Source organism: Marinomonas sp. CT5 (assembly GCF_018336975.1).
In the GTDB taxonomy this organism is placed as follows: domain Bacteria; phylum Pseudomonadota; class Gammaproteobacteria; order Pseudomonadales; family Marinomonadaceae; genus Marinomonas.
Genome location: NZ_CP025572.1, coordinates 293,892 through 309,664 on the forward strand (window position 1 = coordinate 293,892; position 15,773 = coordinate 309,664).

Below are 15,773 nucleotides of genomic sequence, written 5' to 3' on the forward strand. Positions count from 1 at the left end.
TCGTTCAGAGGTTGTTGTGTAAGGGGATATAATGAAATTAATGGTAACAGGTGGTTGTGGTTTTATTGGGAGCGCCGTTGTGCGCTATTTACTCAGTGAGTCAGATCATTCCGTGGTGAATCTGGATAAGTTAACATACGCAGGAAATACAGAATCTATCCCCCAAAGTTTACTCAATGAGAGATACAGTTTTGAACAAGTAGACATTTGTAACCCGGCTGAATTGGATCGAGTATTTCAACAGCATCAACCGGACGCGGTTATGCATTTAGCGGCTGAAAGTCACGTCGATCGTTCTATTGATGGCCCGGGTGACTTTATTCAGACAAATATTGTTGGCACATATACATTATTAGAAGCTGCCAGAAAATATTGGGTCGGTTTAGAGGCTGATAAAAAGTCCGCCTTTCGTTTTCATCATATATCGACAGATGAGGTCTATGGTGACTTACCTCATCCTGATGAAGTGGAAGGGATATTGCCGCTGTTTACAGAAACCACCTCTTACTCGCCTAGCTCCCCTTATTCAGCCAGTAAAGCCAGCTCTGATCATTTAGTTCGTGCTTGGTTACGTACTTATGGATTGCCTACAATCGTTACTAATTGTTCTAATAATTATGGCCCTTATCACTTCCCTGAGAAATTAATTCCACACGTTATTCTTAATGCGTTAGCAGGTAAAGCGTTACCTGTTTATGGTGATGGCTCACAAATTCGCGATTGGTTATATGTCGAAGATCATGCTAGAGCGCTTGTGAAAGTGGTAACGGAAGGTAAGGTTGGAGAAACCTATAACATTGGTGGCCACAATGAAAAGCGCAATATCGAAGTCGTACAGACGATTTGTCATTTGTTAGAAGAGTTAGTGCCTAACAAACCTGCTGGAGTTAATGCTTATCAAGATCTCATTACCTATGTGAAAGATCGACCTGGTCATGATGTTCGCTATGCAATTGATGCCTCTAAAATTGCCAGTGATTTGAACTGGAAGCCTGAAGAAACCTTTGAAACCGGAATGCGTAAAACAGTGCAGTGGTATTTAGATAATGAATCTTGGTGGCAACGAGTATTAAGTGGCGACTACAAATTGCATCGTATCGGTGATCAATCGTAAGGGTTGTTATTATGAAAAAACGTAAAGGAATTATTCTTGCTGGCGGAAGCGGTACTCGTTTACATCCGTTAACCCTAGCAGTATCTAAACAGCTGATGCCTGTCTATGATAAACCGATGATTTATTATCCTCTTTCGGTGCTGATGCTTGCGGGAATGCAGGAAATTTTGATTATTACAACGCCAGAGGATCAAGTTAGTTTCCAAAACTTGTTGGGGGATGGTCATCAATTTGGCATTGAACTTACTTATGCTATTCAGCCGTCTCCCGATGGGCTAGCGCAAGCCTTTATTATCGCTGAAGATTTCATAGGTGATGATAATGTTGCATTGGTATTAGGAGACAATATTTTCTTCGGCCAACATTTCTCTGATAAGTTATTACAAGCTTCTTCTTTGGCAAGTGGTGCTACAGTATTTGGGTATCATGTGAATGATCCAGAACGTTTCGGCGTAGTGGAATTTGATGACGAGGGCAAAGCGATCAGTATTGAAGAAAAGCCCGCCAGTCCAAAATCGAATCATGCGGTAACAGGGTTATATTTTTACGACAATGATGTCATTGATATTGCTAAAAACATTCAGCCTTCGGAACGTGGCGAGCTTGAGATTACCGATGTGAATTTAGCTTATCTACAACGTGGCGATTTACATGTGTCATTACTTGGTCGAGGTTTTGCTTGGTTGGATACCGGTACTCATGATGCGCTATTGGAAGCAGGGCAATTTGTACAGACCGTTGAGCATCGTCAAGGGCTGAAAGTTGCTTGTTTAGAAGAAATTGCTTATCGCCATAAATGGATTAGTAGAGATCAACTTATTGCTTCTGGTACGGCGTTGAAAAAAACAGGTTATGGTCAGTATCTTCTTAAAGTGGCTGACGGCTATCGATAATAGGTAAGTTAAATGAATGTAATTAAAACGAACATTGATGGTGCTGTCATTATTGAACCAAAAGTATTTGGTGATGAACGAGGTTTTTTTCTTGAGACCTTTCAAGCAACTCGATATCAGGAAATGGCAGGAATAGATTTACCTTTTGTTCAAGACAATCACTCCCGATCCAGTAAAAATGTGCTTAGGGGCTTACATTTCCAAAAGACGAAACCACAGGGAAAATTAGTTCGTGTTGTACGTGGTGAGGTGTTTGATGTCATTGTTGATATCCGTAAAGGGTCTTCAACGTATGGTCAATGGACAGGTGTGACACTTTCTGAAGAAAATAAAAGCCAGTTATGGGTGCCGCCTGGGTTGGCTCATGGTTTTGTTGTCTTATCCGATACGGCGGATTTTGAGTACAAATGTACAGATTATTATGACCCAAGCGATGAAGGGTGTTTGATATGGAATGATCCAGATGTCGGTGTAGAGTGGCCTACAGGTATTGAGCCAATTTTATCAGCGAAGGATCAAGTTGGTCTTAGGTTAAACGAGTTAAACTAAATGCGAATTTTACTAACAGGAAAAAATGGTCAGCTTGGTCAATGTTTTCAAGACGTTGTTGAAGGGACAGAGGTTGAATTGTTTGCCTTTGACTCGACCGAGCTAAATATTACCAGTGCTGAGCAAATTGATCAGGTTATAAACCGTATAAAACCTGATGTTATTGTTAATGCCGCTGCTTATACTGCCGTGGACAAAGCTGAGTCAGATACTGAAGTAGCCTATTTAGTTAATGCCACAGGACCTTCTTTATTAGCGGAACAAGCCGCCAAGTTGGATATTCCGTTGATTCATATATCGACTGATTATGTATTTGATGGTGAAGCTGTGGAGCCATATAAGTCAAGTGATGTGACCAATCCGCAAGGGGTATACGGGGCGTCTAAATTAGCAGGCGAAGAGTTAGTAACGGCGACGTGTGATAAGTATATTATTTTGCGAACCGCTTGGGTTTTTAGTGAATACGGTAATAATTTTGTGAAAACCATGCTTCGTTTAGGGAAAGAACGAGACAGTTTAGGCGTAGTTGCGGATCAATATGGTAGCCCAACTTACGCGGGAGATATTGCTAAAGCAATATTAACTTTGTGCTTAAACTATCATAGTAATGGCGTACTTGCGTGGGGGATCTATCATTTTGCTGGAGATATGCCAACTAGCTGGCATGGTTTTACTCGTGCTATTTTTTATAAAGCACAGCAGCATGGGGTATTATTAGAACAACCTAAACTGGCGGCGATTAGTTCTGAGCAGTATCCAACACCAGCTAAGCGGCCAGCGTTTTCGGTATTTGATACAGAAGAAATAAGGGATTTAGAAATATCTAGCTCGCCATGGTTAAGAGGCTTGGATAAAGTATTAAGTCGGTTATAAAGGATAAGGCTTGGATCCTGAATCTACTTTAATTATGCGTATCCAAGCCTTTTTGAGCTTTGTATAGCCCTTTTGCTTGTCTGCTATACATCGTTTCGAAGTCATCGAAGATGTTGTCGCGGTAAGTTCTTGTGTGATACAGATGAAATTGGTTGGCGGCAAATTTACAAGATCGAATAGTCAATCCATATGCTTTAAAGCGCCACTCTATATCGGTATCGTCAGGTAAGGCACTTTCACCATAAGCTTCATCAAACCCATTTATTTCAATAAGGTCTTTTTTGAAGCAAGAAAAATTGCATCCTAGTATTTTTGGACTTTTGGGATAAATCCATTTTTGAAAAATAAATCCTTTTGAATTAAGTAATAAACCAGACTCTAAATGGCTTTCTTTACCGTCTTTGAGAAGGCTAGGTAATCGCCAAATAAATTGTTTTTCTAGTTTTAAGGCTTTCATTTTTCTTGTTCGAATTTTTTCACTGTATGCAGGCCCTAAATTTACTCTGCGCCCAGCGAGAACGTGCCCTTCTTTGGCCAGTAAAGCATGATTTTCAATAAAAGTGCTGTAAGGTATGCAGTCACCATCAATGAAAATAATATATTCACCTGTTGCGGCCAAAATGGCATTATTTTGTGAGCGAGACTTTTGGATGCCGTTATCTTCCTGAGAAGTATGAATAACTTCTATGTCTTTGATTTTACTGACGAATTCGCGCATTTCCTCGCCATTGTTATCTTCGGCGACAATAAGTTCAAAGTTCTTATAAGTTTGTGTTTTGAGTGATTCTACAATCAAGGATAATGCTTCTATGTCTTTGTAGACAGCAACGACTAAACTGACTTTCACTTAGTTTCCTTCAATTTAAAGTTAGTAATTTAGATACTGACTTTTTAAGTTTCGTAAGTAGAAATGATAACATCTATAAAAAATGAGTCACATCGAAATTTTGTTCACTCAAGCTACCCTATCAATAGTAAAACAAAGGATTAATGGCTAAACCATTTGAGCCTTAAACAAAATTCTTTATCATGCACTTCTTTTTTAGCGGGTATTGATGGGTATGCAAGAAGCGGTGCAAAAACAAAAAACGGTGATTGTTGTCGGAGCAGGCCCTGCGGGCTTGATGGCGGCAGAAGGGATTTGTGCCGCAGGACATCAGGTTCATGTATACGATGCCAAACCTAGTGCGTGTCGTAAGTTTTTATTAGCCGGAGTGGGAGGAATGAATATCACCCACTCGGAAGCCTACCCAGATTTTATTCAGCGCTATTACGATAAAGCCGAGTGGTTGGACAGTGCTATCCGTCAGTTTAATGCGGATGCGTTGCGAGATTGGATTCATGGACTTGGTATCGAGACCTTCATCGGCACATCGGGTCGTGTTTTTCCCAAAGATATGAAAGCGGCACCACTATTGCGGAACTGGTTAAAACGTTTACGCGATGCTGGTGTGCAGTTCCACATGCGTCACAAGATGGTGGCTTTATCAGATAATCAGGTGGAATTTGAGCATGTTGGAGAAAATATCACTGCTCAGGCTGATGCCATTGTATTGGCAATGGGCGGGGCAAGCTGGCCTAAATTGGGTTCTGATGGCGCTTGGGTTCCTGTGCTCAGTGAAAAAGGCATTGCTGTTGCGCCGCTACAAAGTGCCAACTGCGGCTTTTACTGTGAGTGGAGCGATCATCTAAAAACCAAGTTCGCGGGCAGCCCCCTCAAAGATGTGGCGTTCTCTTTTACCCTAGCGGATGGCAAAAAGGTGACCAAAAAAGGCGAATGCATTGTCACACAAGACGGCATGGAAGGCAGTTTGATTTATGCTTTCTCTAAATATTTGCGTGATGGCATTAACGATTCTGGACGGTCTTCTTTATCGATGGATTTTTTACCTCTGCAAAGTGACGAGCAGGTGATTAAAAAATTGCGTAATACCAAGCCGAAAGAGTCTTTTAGTAAATACTTAAAGCGCACTCTTAATATCACTGGCGTGAAAACGGCGCTATTACATGAGTCTTTCCCCAAGGAAGTCTTTCAAACGCCAGAATCTTTAGCACATTGTTTAAAAGCGGTACCTGTTCACTTTCATAAGACCAAGCCAATAGAAGAAGTGATTTCTAGTGCTGGCGGTGTATGTGAAGCCAGTGTCGATGATGTTTTTATGCTCAAAGCCATGCCTGGGGTATTTTGTGCCGGAGAAATGCTCGACTGGGAAGCGCCTACGGGCGGATATTTACTAACGGCATGTTTTGCCACTGGGCATTTAGCGGCTAAGGGTGTGAATGAATTCCTAGAGAGAAATGAGTGAGATTGAATACTGAATTTATCGTATAAAAACGCCCAATGTTTGCATTGGGCGTTTTGTTTGTTCATTTTAGTGAGGCCATATTCTATGGAAAGAATAGGCGAGTTGGATTATTTTGGGTTAGGCATACCAAAGCTATACTGTACGCCAACAGACGTTACGTTATCTAAGTAATTGTCTTCAATATCCTTCACTAAGCGAAAATCTGCGCGAAGATTCACGTCGTTATTAATGGCATATTTCACACCACCACCCGCGTTGACTAGTAGGTTGTTGGAATCACCATCTACATCAGTAATTCCGATACCAGCCGCTAGGTAAGGTGTTAGGTTCGTCTTAGTGTATTCCGGCAAACTGTATAAGCCATCTACGCGATATTGATCTAGGTCGTTATCACGGCCACGCTTATTAGCATTAGAATGTAGATAAACGGCTTCTAGCGCCAGCGGACTGTTAGTCTGGTAGCCAACGCCAACAGAATAAGATGTGTCATTACCTGCTTGTCGGTCATCATCTGTGTTGTAATAGCCGATACTTGGAGTTACCGTGAAACCTTGTTTTGGTTGTTCAGCGTATGCCATTGTAGTCAGTGTTGAAGCAATTAAGACACCACTAAAAAGAGTTCGTTTTTTAAAAGCTGTAGACATATTGATTTCTCCTAAGGAACATCACGTTTCGTTGTTCTTTATCTAGATTACCCCGAAAAAAATCATTGAAAACCCCTGTTGAAATATGCAAGAAATGAGTTTTGACCTTCATCTTCTCAATCATTACTAGAGCCTTACTAAACTGATTCTTTTTAAGCGGTGAGCCTTGCAAAGGAGGCGAAAAGGGTGAAAGAAATACGCTGTTTATTACAATAAATTTTCATGTAAAGAAAGATAGTGAGTAATTGTGATTAGATAAAGCAAGGATATGTGTTTTATTAGTCTTTTGTATGGCTGGTTGTGATCAGTTTTCTTATATAGGCTAGAAGGTTTTATTCAGAGGTTGGTTTTTGGCTGTATTTTAAACTGTGCTTTTCTTTATTATTGGTTAATAAAAAATTGAATAGTTTTTTATTTTTTTTACTTAGTTTTCTTTTTTTAAAGAATTTAATTATCATATATATTTTAAGGAAGTTTCTATTAAAAAAACCTAAGTGTTTTTCGATTAATCGATAATATGAAATTATAGCTTCTCTTTCTATTTCATAACTTCTTGTAGTACTTTTACCACAGAAATGCATTATTTTTGATTTAGAGTCAAAGCAAACCTTATAGTCATTTTTCCATACCTCTCTAGAAATATCTTCTTCTTCGCAATATAGAAAGAAATTAGTATCAAAACCTTTTGTTTTGTTGAAACATTGCCTATTAAAAAACATTGAAGCACCGCTCACCACACCAACCTCGATGATTGAGTTGTAGGTTTTTTTATTACTGTATCTTTTTTTACTAGATATTAGGTTAATAAAGCCTTTACCTAAAAAGCTTTCTAAAGCATTTGGGAAGTACTTGAAGCTGGAGACAATGTTTTTGTTTTCGTCAAATTGCTGAGGTGAAATTAAACCGATTTTATTATTCTCTTCACAATCTTTGAAAAGAATATCTATAGCATTATTTATTAAGATCGTATCGTTATTCAGGAAAAATAGATATTTTGATTTTTCAGAACATGTATTTACTCCCAGCATATTACCACCAGAAAATCCCAGATTTATTCTGCTGCGTACTACTTTTACATTTTCTAATGAATTGAGGTGCGAAAGTTTCTTATATTCTTCTAATGTAGAGTTATTATCTACAACAATTATCTCATACCTAAGGGCGGTTTTTTCACCGACACTTGCTATCATATTTAACGTATCGTCAGAACTATTGTAATTAACCGTTATGATTGATACGTCATACATAAAAAGACCTTGGAAAGTTTGAAAACAATGTAAACTGTATTATAGGTCGATAAAGCGGTCTTTGGCAATACAGTCTGTTTTTATATGAGGTGTATTATTAAAAGTGGTTGTATATAAGAGTTATTTTTACTGAGTTCTGATTTAGTTAGTGTTTTGATAAATACATACCAGACTGTATGTATACTGAATAAATAGCAATGTTATAGGTAAAACGCCTGATGAAAGTCATCAGGCGTTTTACAAGCTTGTTTCGTTGTCGAAAACGAAACTTTATTCATTAAGCGAAATGATAGCAACAACACGTCGGTTGATTTGGCGGTGCTCAGGGCTGTCGTTTTCTACCATGGGTTTTTCTTCTCCATAACCAATCGCTTTGACTCGATCTTCTGAAACTTCAAATGTTCTGATCAATACATCAGCAATGGCTTTTGCTCGATTCTCGGAGACTCGTTGGTTATAGCTAGCGGCGCCAGTATCGTCGGTGTGGCCTTCAATAATGACGGTGCTTTGAGGGTGTTCTTCAAGATAAACGGCCAGTTTTTCTATTTCTGGATAATATTTTTGTTCAACCCGCGTTTGGTTAGTACCAAATTGGATGTTCAGTTTAAGTTCAGATTGCGGCTCTGTCACTTCAGGCTGCGTAGTTTGGTTTGGTTCGATATCGTCCGTCAAAACTGGCGCGGCTGTCACGGTTTCTTCTTGAGCCATGTCATCGTTTGTCGTTTCTGTGGTGTCTTGGGTCATCGGTGACTCGGCGACTGTATCATCTTGTGTGGCTTGATCTTCGTATACGACATCAGGCTGCACGGTTTCTGGTTGAGCCGTTTCTGCTTGGCTATCTTCAACCGGCTCGGATGCTGTCTGAGTATAGCTTTGCTCTACTGGCGTGTAGCCATCGTTGCTGGTAGTGCTGCGTTTCGATGGGCTACCAAAGGTCATTTGCACACCTAAAGATGTTACGTTATCCAGATGATGGTCTTCCACATCATCTACCAAACGAAAGTCTGCGCGTAATGACACAGTATCATTAATGGCGTATTTCAAACCGCCACCAGCGTTAACCTGAGTATTGTTATTGCCACCATTGCTGAAATCAGCAGTACCGACACCTGCGGCTAAATAAGGGGTTAGGTTAAGCGTGCTGATGTTTGGAAGATGGTACAAACCGTCTAAACGGTATTGATCAACATCCACGTCAGCGCCATTTTGTTTTGAGTCAGCGTTTAGGTAAACAAACTCAACCGCCCATGGGTTGTTGAATTGATAACCTAAACCGAGCGAATAGGCTTTATCGTCTTTGGTATCTCGGTCACTATCCATATTGTAGTAACCAATGCTTGGCGTAATAGTGAAACCTTCCTGTTGTTGTGCAAGCGCTAAAGTGGACAGTGAAGACGCTGCAATAATACTGCTGAGAAGCGTGCGTTTTGCGATGTTAAAAGACATTGTTTTTTTATCTCCTGATAAATAGCTATGTGGGTTGTTCTTTTTTCAGAATAGCGCGTTTATCGAGGTTTAAAAATTGACAGAAAAATGACCTTTAGCCCTTGTGTCATCTGGCATTGCGCAATCATGACTCGGTGTTTACCTAACAAGCAATATCAACACAGAGTCGATGAAAAAGAGCGCGAAAAAAACGGATAAAAGGAGGGATTCATTACGTGAGTTTTTCACTTGGTGGCGGGTGGGAATGAGGCATCTGATAAGAATAGATGCCTCATGTAAAGAAAAGGAAGCGCTAATCTCGCATTAATGATTGATGGGCACCAACACCAGCCATAACACCCGAGGCGGACGCTAAAGTGGCATTTTGCATTGGGTTTCCCATATCACCTGCAGCGAAGATGCCCTCCACAGAAGTCTGCTTAAATGGATCGGTTTTAATCACCAGACCTAGCGGACCTTCTTCAAATTCGCATCCAAGTTGTTCGGCAAACGGGCTTGCCATGTGAGTTTTTGGCCCTACAAATAGAGCCGCTAAACGAATCGTACGACCATCTGCTAGATAGACCGATGATATTTCCGGTGCTCTTCCTAATACTTCTACGGCTGGCGTGCTTTCAATGGTTACACCGCGTTTTAGTAAAAAAGCGCGCTGCTCTTCATCCGGTTCGTATAGACCTTGAGTAAAGTAGGTTGTTGGCCCCCAGTCAGGAATCATTCCGGCTTGATGGATAGATAACGGACTGGTCGCTAACACCCCAAGTGGCTGATTTCTTACTTCGTAACCATGACAATAAGGGCAGTGAATGACCGTTGCTCCCCAGCGTTCTTTTAAACCTGGGATAGCCGGCAATTCATCTCTCAACCCTGTAGCTAATATGAGTTTTTTACTGTGAAGGCTCGTATTGTCTTCCAGCATGACATGAAACGCTGAGGCGCTTTTTTCGACCGCTATGGCCTTGCCTTTGACAATGTCCGCTGTGGGATATTTTAGTAGCTGACGGTAGGCTTCTTGCTGGATAGCGAAAGGTGATACGCCGTCTAGCCCGAAGAATCCATGAGATTGATCAGCGTAGCGATTTCTAGGTTCTCCAGCGTCGATGACGGTGACTTTTCTTTGACCTCTTGCTAGCTGCATGGCGGCAGACAATCCAGCAAAGCTTCCACCGATTATGATGACGTCAAGTTGCATTGCGTTATTCCTTATGTTGATGAAAAATAGATATTAAGAAACATCATAAGTTACATGAAAATCTCAAGTCAAATCATGATACTTTTAATGTTTCATGATAATCTGAGTTAGAATGTGTGAATTGCTATTTGCTATGAGATTTCTAATGAGAAAAGACAGTCGTTTATCCCGCATGCTACATGTACTGATTCATATGGATCAGCTGGATGCCCCTGCTACTTCCGAAAAAATTGCCACTATGCTCAATACCAATCCGGTTGTCGTGCGCCGCACCATGGCGGGTTTGCGAGACAAAGGTTACGTCACCTCAGTGAAAGGCCATGGGGGCGGGTGGTCATTGGCTATGGCGTTGTCTGACATCACCTTGTTGGATATCCATAATGCTATTGGTGAAAGCTCGGTGTTTACCATTGGGCTTTCAGATGAGCACACATCTTGCCCGATTGAAATTGCGGTAAATAAAGCCATTAGCGATGTATTAATTGAGGCGGAAGCTCTGTTACTCGAGCGGTTTCGGGACGTAACATTAGATGTACTGGCTGTGGGCTTTGCAGATTATCCGCTAAGTCGGCAAGGCTCTTCGGGAGATTAATGCATGGTACGCTCCCAGCGTTTGCTTACTCTTATTGCTTTACTGCGCAGTCATCGATATCCAGTGTCAGGGAAGGCGTTGGCGGAAAAACTCAATATCAGTGTGCGGACTTTGTATCGAGACATTGCCACCTTGCAAGAGCAAGGTGCGAATATTGAAGGCGAAGCGGGCGTCGGCTACGTTCTCAAGCCGGGTTTTCTGCTGCCACCCTTGATGTTCACCGAGGAAGAAATTGAAGCCTTGGTGCTTGGGGCCCGTTGGGTTACACAACGGACGGGGACGGATAACCAATTAAGTAATGGCGCGCAAAACGCCTTGAATAAAATTGCTTCGGTACTGCCAGCAGAATTAAAAGACATTTTAGATGATACCTCCTTGCTGATCGGTCCAGGCAAAGAGTCGGCGACAGACACTGTGGATATGGCCGACGTTCGCCAAGCGATTCGAGATGAAAAGATTCTCTCCATTGAGTATCGAGATTTAAAAGGCAAGACGTCTCAGCGTCGAATCTGGCCATTTGCCTTGGGGTATTTTGATGAGGTCCGGGTGTTGGTGGCTTGGTGTGAACTGCGCCAAGAAATTCGTAATTTCCGGACGGATAGAATCTTATCTTGTGAGTTAATCAATACGCGTTACGCCACGCCCCGTCATGTATTGCTTAAACAATGGCGTGAGACATTGGGCAACAAACCTTCCTAATTCATTTACTACTGACAAGATCTGACACTCCGCTTGTTTATTCTCACCTTATCGGGCCAAAGCTTGATGAGAAGTACTAAACTTTTAACGTGAAATCTAAACAGCGAATAGGAATGTCAGTATGGATCTTTCAAATTTCACCATCTTATATGTCGACAATGTACAACGCAGCGTGGATTTTTATCGCCCTTTATTTGAGCGCGAACCGGTAGAAGCTAGCGAAAGCTTTGCTTTGTTTGTTTCGGAAACGGGCGCGAAGTTTGGTTTGTGGGCGCGGGAAGATGTTTTGCCAACCGCCACGGATGTGCCCGCGGGCAGTATGGAAGTCGCGCTTTCCCTTGATAATTTAATTACTTTGCAAATTCACTATATCAAGTGGCGAGAGTTGGGCGTCGATATTATTCAAGAGCCAACAGTCATGGATTTCGGGACGACTTTTACCGCGCTTGATCCAGATGGTCATCGATTACGTGTGTACACCTACGAAAAAGCCGAGCAAGAGAAAGTCTAATGGCTTGCTGGATTGCGGTGGCCGCGGCTGACCATGTTAGCCGTGGCGTTCAGGACGGTTTCATGCAAGTCTGCCACGGAAAAGGAGGGCCACTAAAGCGGCTGAAAGAAGGGGATCATGTTGTTTATTATTCCTCTGTTGAAGTCTTTGGTGAAAAAACGCCTTTGCAGTCTTTTACCGCCATTGGCGAAGTGAAAGATCAGCAGGTATATCAGGTGAGTATGTCGGATACCTTTCACCCGTATCGCCGCGATGTGAACTGGTATTCTGCTCATCCAGCTCCCATACGGCCACTACTTAGTCTTATGGAGTTTAGTCGCGGAAAGACGAATTGGGCCTACCCCATGCGTTTTGGATTGTTTGAAATCAGCGAACATGACTTTGGTGCTATTGCCTCTGCCATGTGTGTCGAGCGCTAATCTTGCGTCATGACTTAAGCCAAATGGATTGAATTCATTTGGCTTTTTCAGCGTTAAAGAATTGTATGAAAAGAAATATAGGATGTGCTTAATATTGAATTATTAATTAAAAAGAAATGATGGGTTAACTGCAGGCGTATTGATCCACGCAAGTCGCCAGCCTAGACTGATGCCATTAAATACAGCCTATTGAGTGTTTAGGCTTTGGCGAATTATTCTAGCTTTTAGAGGTGAACAACTATGTTACCCACGTACTTTATTTCCCACGGTGGCGGCCCTTGGCCTTATATCCCAGACATGCGAGCTATGTTTTCCAACCTTGAAGCCTCTTTAGTGCGCATGACCCAAGAGGTGCCAGAAAAACCTAAGGCGATTTTGATGATTTCAGGTCATTGGGAACGCAAAACCTTTGGTGTTCAGTCTCACTCCGCACCGGGCATGGAATACGACTATTACGGTTTTCCGGCTCATACCTATGAAGTGAAATATCGAGCACCTGGCGCTCCAGACGTGGCCGCTCGCGTGGCTGAACTGATTAAAGGGGCCGGTTTTCCAGTGGATTTGGATGATAAAAAGGGCTTTGACCATGGTGCTTTCGCGCCAATGGCTGTGATGTACCCAGAAGAGGACATGCCGCTGATTCAGTTGTCCCTTAAATCGAACCTAGATCCAGAAGAGCACCTAGCATTAGGGCGAGCATTGGCTCCATTGCGTGAAGAGGGCGTGCTGATTGTGGGGAGTGGTTTGAGCTTTCATAACCTTGGGTTAAGAGGTCCACAAGCCATCAAACCTTCTAACGCCTTTGATGCTTGGTTGCAGGAAACCTTATTAGAAACGGCTCCAGCAGAACGCAGTGCAAATTTGGTTGACTGGGACAAAGCGCCGTATGCGCGAATTTGTCATCCAAGAGAAGACCATCTAATCCCTCTCATGGTGGCTCTTGGTGCCGCCGAAGAGGGCAAAGCCACCTGTGTTTATCATGACGAAGGTATCTTTGGTGGTTGGACGGCGTCTAGTTTTCGCTTTGACTAAGCGATCGTTTTTCTCTGCATATTGTCACTATGGCGTTGGATCAAAGTTGATTCCGCGCCATTTTATTTTCTCCACATTATAGGAGGTGATCTAACAAGTAACTTTGTACTTTTCTGTGCTTTTGAAAAGCGGTCTAGCAAAGCTCTGGTCATGGACAGTATGGTTGATTTAGAATACTTGGCTATTTGATCCGCCATGCGGCTTGCCTGTGTCTTGCCACCCACCTCAATCAAGCATATACAAAGATAGATGGATTTTATGAATACCTTTTTCTCAACTAGCAAAGTGTTTTTATTCTATAAGGTCTTTGCTTTCTTTTATCTCTCGACGCTTATCCTCAAAGCGGGGTTTTTATACTTTAACTTTGAGTACTTTAATGATCTAGAAGCTAGGGACATACTGCATGCGTTTTTCTGGGGATGGTTTGACCTCGCCGTTGCGGCTTTTTTTGCTTTTTCCTTTTTAGTCATCAATTACCTTTTATTGAACCGCCTTAGTCGCTTGGTCCTGGTGTTGTTGCAAGTTGTGTTAATTTCGATGCAACTCTCCGATATGTTGTATTTCTCTGATGCCCATCGACATACTTCATACGAAGTAACCAGCTTTCTTGCTACGCCTTTTTCTTTGATGTCTCAAGGTACGAATATCTTTTTCGATTCTGGTAAAACGCTCCCTGTTATTGCTATTGCCGCGATACTTTTTTATCTGTCGTTTAAATTGAATGTGAAGATTAAGCGCAATAAAGGAAAAATCGGATTAGTAGTATTGCCAGTCGAATTGTTTGTCATCTTACTCTCAACGGTGTTCTTTTTCCGTGGAGGTGTTGCTGATCTACCTTTGAATCCTTCTTTTGCATACGCTATAGGTGATAGTAAGAAAGCCATGCTGAGCCTTAATGGCACCTATAGCACCGTATTTTCTATTATCAGTGCGAACAATAAACTCCAACAAGTGACGATTAATCATGATGAAGGTAATCTTGCTCATCTATATCCTGGCGATAAACTGAACCTGAATATAGACAATATTAAAGATTATAATTTGGTGTTTATTTTGTTGGAAAGCTGGTCCCAGGAGAATCAAATTTCACCAGATGGGCAAGTCGTTACACCATTTTTTCAGCAACTTAAAGCCAAGTCATTTTCATCGGATTTGATGATTGCTGGTGGCCACCGAACTTCCGAAGGAATCTACTCGATTTTTTGTAGTTCTCAAAACCCATTAGGAAAATCCGTTGCTAAGACTCAGTTAGAGTCCTTTGATTACGAATGTTTGCCTGAAATTTTAAAACGAAAAGGCTGGGATACGCGTTTTTTCCAAGGTTCGCATAAAAACACCAGTGGTGTTGGCTCTTTTGCTCAAGCGATCGGTTTTGAGAAAAGCTATGGTAAGGAAGACTTTGACGACAATAAAACGCAATTTGGACAAAATGCTTGGGGCTATTACGATCAAGACTTGTATGCTTTTATTTTAGATAAAGTTGAAAACAGCCTTAAAGAACCCTTTTTACTAGGAATAAATACTAATACTACCCATGATATTTCTTTGCCAGATGGCGTGGAAGGTGCATTTACTGATGGTTCATCTCGTTCATCTAAATTAAATGTATTACGTTTTTCAGATCAAGCTCTTGCGGCTTTCTTCGCTAAAATGTCATCTATAACGTTCGAAAAACCGGTTATTTACGCATTTGTGGCGGATCATACAGCAGGGTTCACTTCCTCTAACTTGTCTGAGTATTCCATTCCTTTCTTAATCTACTCGGCAGGCAATGAAAAGATGGGCACGACCTTCCCCGCGATTACTTCTCAACGAGATATAGTGCCGACGGTTGTAGGCATGTTGGGAGCCAATATCCCTTGGTTTGCTGGTCGAGATTTGTTACATATCGATCCGGCCTCAGCTTTTGCTGATTATTATCATAATGGCAACATCGGTTGGTTAACGGGTGATTACCTAACGGAAATTGACCTCGCCACCAACGATTACAAATGCTACCTCTGGCGTAAAGACTTTTTGATGCAACAGAGTGTGTCTTGTCCTACGAATGTTGATTCACGTGTTAATGACGCACTGACGTTCACCCGTGTTCAGCAGGACCTTTTGTTCTCAGGGAAAACACAAGAGTTTACCGAATATAAGAAACCATAAAGAAGTGTAAACTTGATTAAGCCTCACACCTAAATAGGTTGTGAGGTTTTTTGTGGACTGTGCCTCGTTTTCGCTTTAATTAAACGCTCTTAGGCTTTTTCGTCGTAT

Annotated in this window: 16 protein-coding genes; 11 read left to right on the forward strand and 5 right to left on the reverse strand. The window is 41.7% G+C overall.

All coding sequences use genetic code 11. The features are described from left to right. Positions 1–31 precede the first annotated feature (31 nt). From rfbB to rfbD, 4 genes are read left to right on the forward strand one after another with little or no spacing between them, the layout of a single operon-like run. Positions 32–1,114, forward strand: a complete 1,083-nt coding sequence (gene rfbB / locus C0J08_RS01370) for a dTDP-glucose 4,6-dehydratase (RefSeq protein WP_212654357.1) — start codon at positions 32–34, stop codon at positions 1,112–1,114. 11 nt (positions 1,115–1,125) lie between these two features. Further along, positions 1,126–2,007 carry a glucose-1-phosphate thymidylyltransferase RfbA gene (gene rfbA / locus C0J08_RS01375; protein WP_212654358.1) on the forward strand — a complete coding sequence of 294 codons (882 nt, stop codon included), beginning with the start codon at positions 1,126–1,128 and terminating at the stop codon, positions 2,005–2,007. 12 nt (positions 2,008–2,019) lie between these two features. After that, positions 2,020–2,556 carry a dTDP-4-dehydrorhamnose 3,5-epimerase gene (gene rfbC, locus C0J08_RS01380; protein WP_212654359.1) on the forward strand — a complete coding sequence of 179 codons (537 nt, stop codon included), beginning with the start codon at positions 2,020–2,022 and terminating at the stop codon, positions 2,554–2,556. Then, entirely contained in the window at positions 2,557–3,429 is an 873-nt protein-coding gene (gene rfbD / locus C0J08_RS01385; RefSeq protein WP_212654360.1) for a dTDP-4-dehydrorhamnose reductase, read from the forward strand. It begins immediately after the preceding gene. A gap of 28 nt (positions 3,430–3,457) precedes the next feature. On the opposite strand, the gene C0J08_RS01390 is transcribed toward rfbD, so the two are convergent. After that, complete coding sequence (locus tag C0J08_RS01390; protein WP_212654361.1) at positions 3,458–4,276, reverse strand: glycosyltransferase; 819 nt, start codon at positions 4,274–4,276, stop codon at positions 3,458–3,460. Between the two features lie 208 nt (positions 4,277–4,484). On the opposite strand from C0J08_RS01390, the gene C0J08_RS01395 reads away from it, so the two are divergent. Then, positions 4,485–5,735 carry a TIGR03862 family flavoprotein gene (locus C0J08_RS01395; RefSeq protein ID WP_249344465.1) on the forward strand — a complete coding sequence of 417 codons (1,251 nt, stop codon included), beginning with the start codon at positions 4,485–4,487 and terminating at the stop codon, positions 5,733–5,735. A 107-nt stretch (positions 5,736–5,842) separates the two neighbouring features. Here the strand turns inward: C0J08_RS01395 and C0J08_RS01400 are convergent, their stop codons facing one another. The 4 genes from C0J08_RS01400 to C0J08_RS01415 form a co-directional block, all read right to left on the reverse strand. Beyond that, positions 5,843–6,379 carry a porin family protein gene (locus tag C0J08_RS01400; protein ID WP_212654362.1) on the reverse strand — a complete coding sequence of 179 codons (537 nt, stop codon included), beginning with the start codon at positions 6,377–6,379 and terminating at the stop codon, positions 5,843–5,845. A 332-nt stretch (positions 6,380–6,711) separates the two neighbouring features. Continuing rightward, complete coding sequence (locus C0J08_RS01405; protein WP_212654363.1) at positions 6,712–7,626, reverse strand: glycosyltransferase; 915 nt, start codon at positions 7,624–7,626, stop codon at positions 6,712–6,714. 270 nt (positions 7,627–7,896) lie between these two features. After that, a complete protein-coding gene (locus C0J08_RS01410) occupies positions 7,897–9,072 on the reverse strand; it encodes an OmpA family protein (protein ID WP_212654364.1) in 1,176 nt (391 codons plus the stop codon). A gap of 292 nt (positions 9,073–9,364) precedes the next feature. Next, positions 9,365–10,261 carry an NAD(P)/FAD-dependent oxidoreductase gene (locus C0J08_RS01415; protein WP_212654365.1) on the reverse strand — a complete coding sequence of 299 codons (897 nt, stop codon included), beginning with the start codon at positions 10,259–10,261 and terminating at the stop codon, positions 9,365–9,367. 145 nt (positions 10,262–10,406) lie between these two features. On the opposite strand from C0J08_RS01415, the gene C0J08_RS01420 reads away from it, so the two are divergent. From C0J08_RS01420 to C0J08_RS01445, 6 genes are all read left to right on the forward strand, one after another. Next, positions 10,407–10,853: an Rrf2 family transcriptional regulator gene (locus tag C0J08_RS01420; protein ID WP_249344467.1), complete on the forward strand. Its 447-nt coding sequence runs from the start codon at positions 10,407–10,409 to the stop codon at positions 10,851–10,853. Between the two features lie 3 nt (positions 10,854–10,856). Continuing rightward, positions 10,857–11,552 carry a helix-turn-helix transcriptional regulator gene (locus C0J08_RS01425; RefSeq protein WP_212654366.1) on the forward strand — a complete coding sequence of 232 codons (696 nt, stop codon included), beginning with the start codon at positions 10,857–10,859 and terminating at the stop codon, positions 11,550–11,552. Positions 11,553–11,673: 121 nt separating this feature from the next. Further along, positions 11,674–12,063 (forward strand): VOC family protein, encoded by a 390-nt coding sequence (locus C0J08_RS01430; RefSeq protein ID WP_212654367.1) that lies wholly within the window; start codon positions 11,674–11,676, stop codon positions 12,061–12,063. Next, positions 12,063–12,482: an EVE domain-containing protein gene (locus tag C0J08_RS01435; protein WP_212654368.1), complete on the forward strand. Its 420-nt coding sequence runs from the start codon at positions 12,063–12,065 to the stop codon at positions 12,480–12,482. Before C0J08_RS01430 ends, C0J08_RS01435 begins: the two co-directional genes overlap by 1 nt. Positions 12,483–12,722: 240 nt before the next feature. Further along, positions 12,723–13,514 carry a DODA-type extradiol aromatic ring-opening family dioxygenase gene (locus tag C0J08_RS01440; RefSeq protein ID WP_212654369.1) on the forward strand — a complete coding sequence of 264 codons (792 nt, stop codon included), beginning with the start codon at positions 12,723–12,725 and terminating at the stop codon, positions 13,512–13,514. Positions 13,515–13,772: 258 nt separating this feature from the next. Beyond that, on the forward strand, positions 13,773–15,665 hold the full coding sequence (locus C0J08_RS01445) for an LTA synthase family protein (protein WP_212654370.1): 1,893 nt from the start codon (positions 13,773–13,775) through the stop codon (positions 15,663–15,665). The last annotated feature ends 108 nt before the right edge of the window (positions 15,666–15,773 follow it).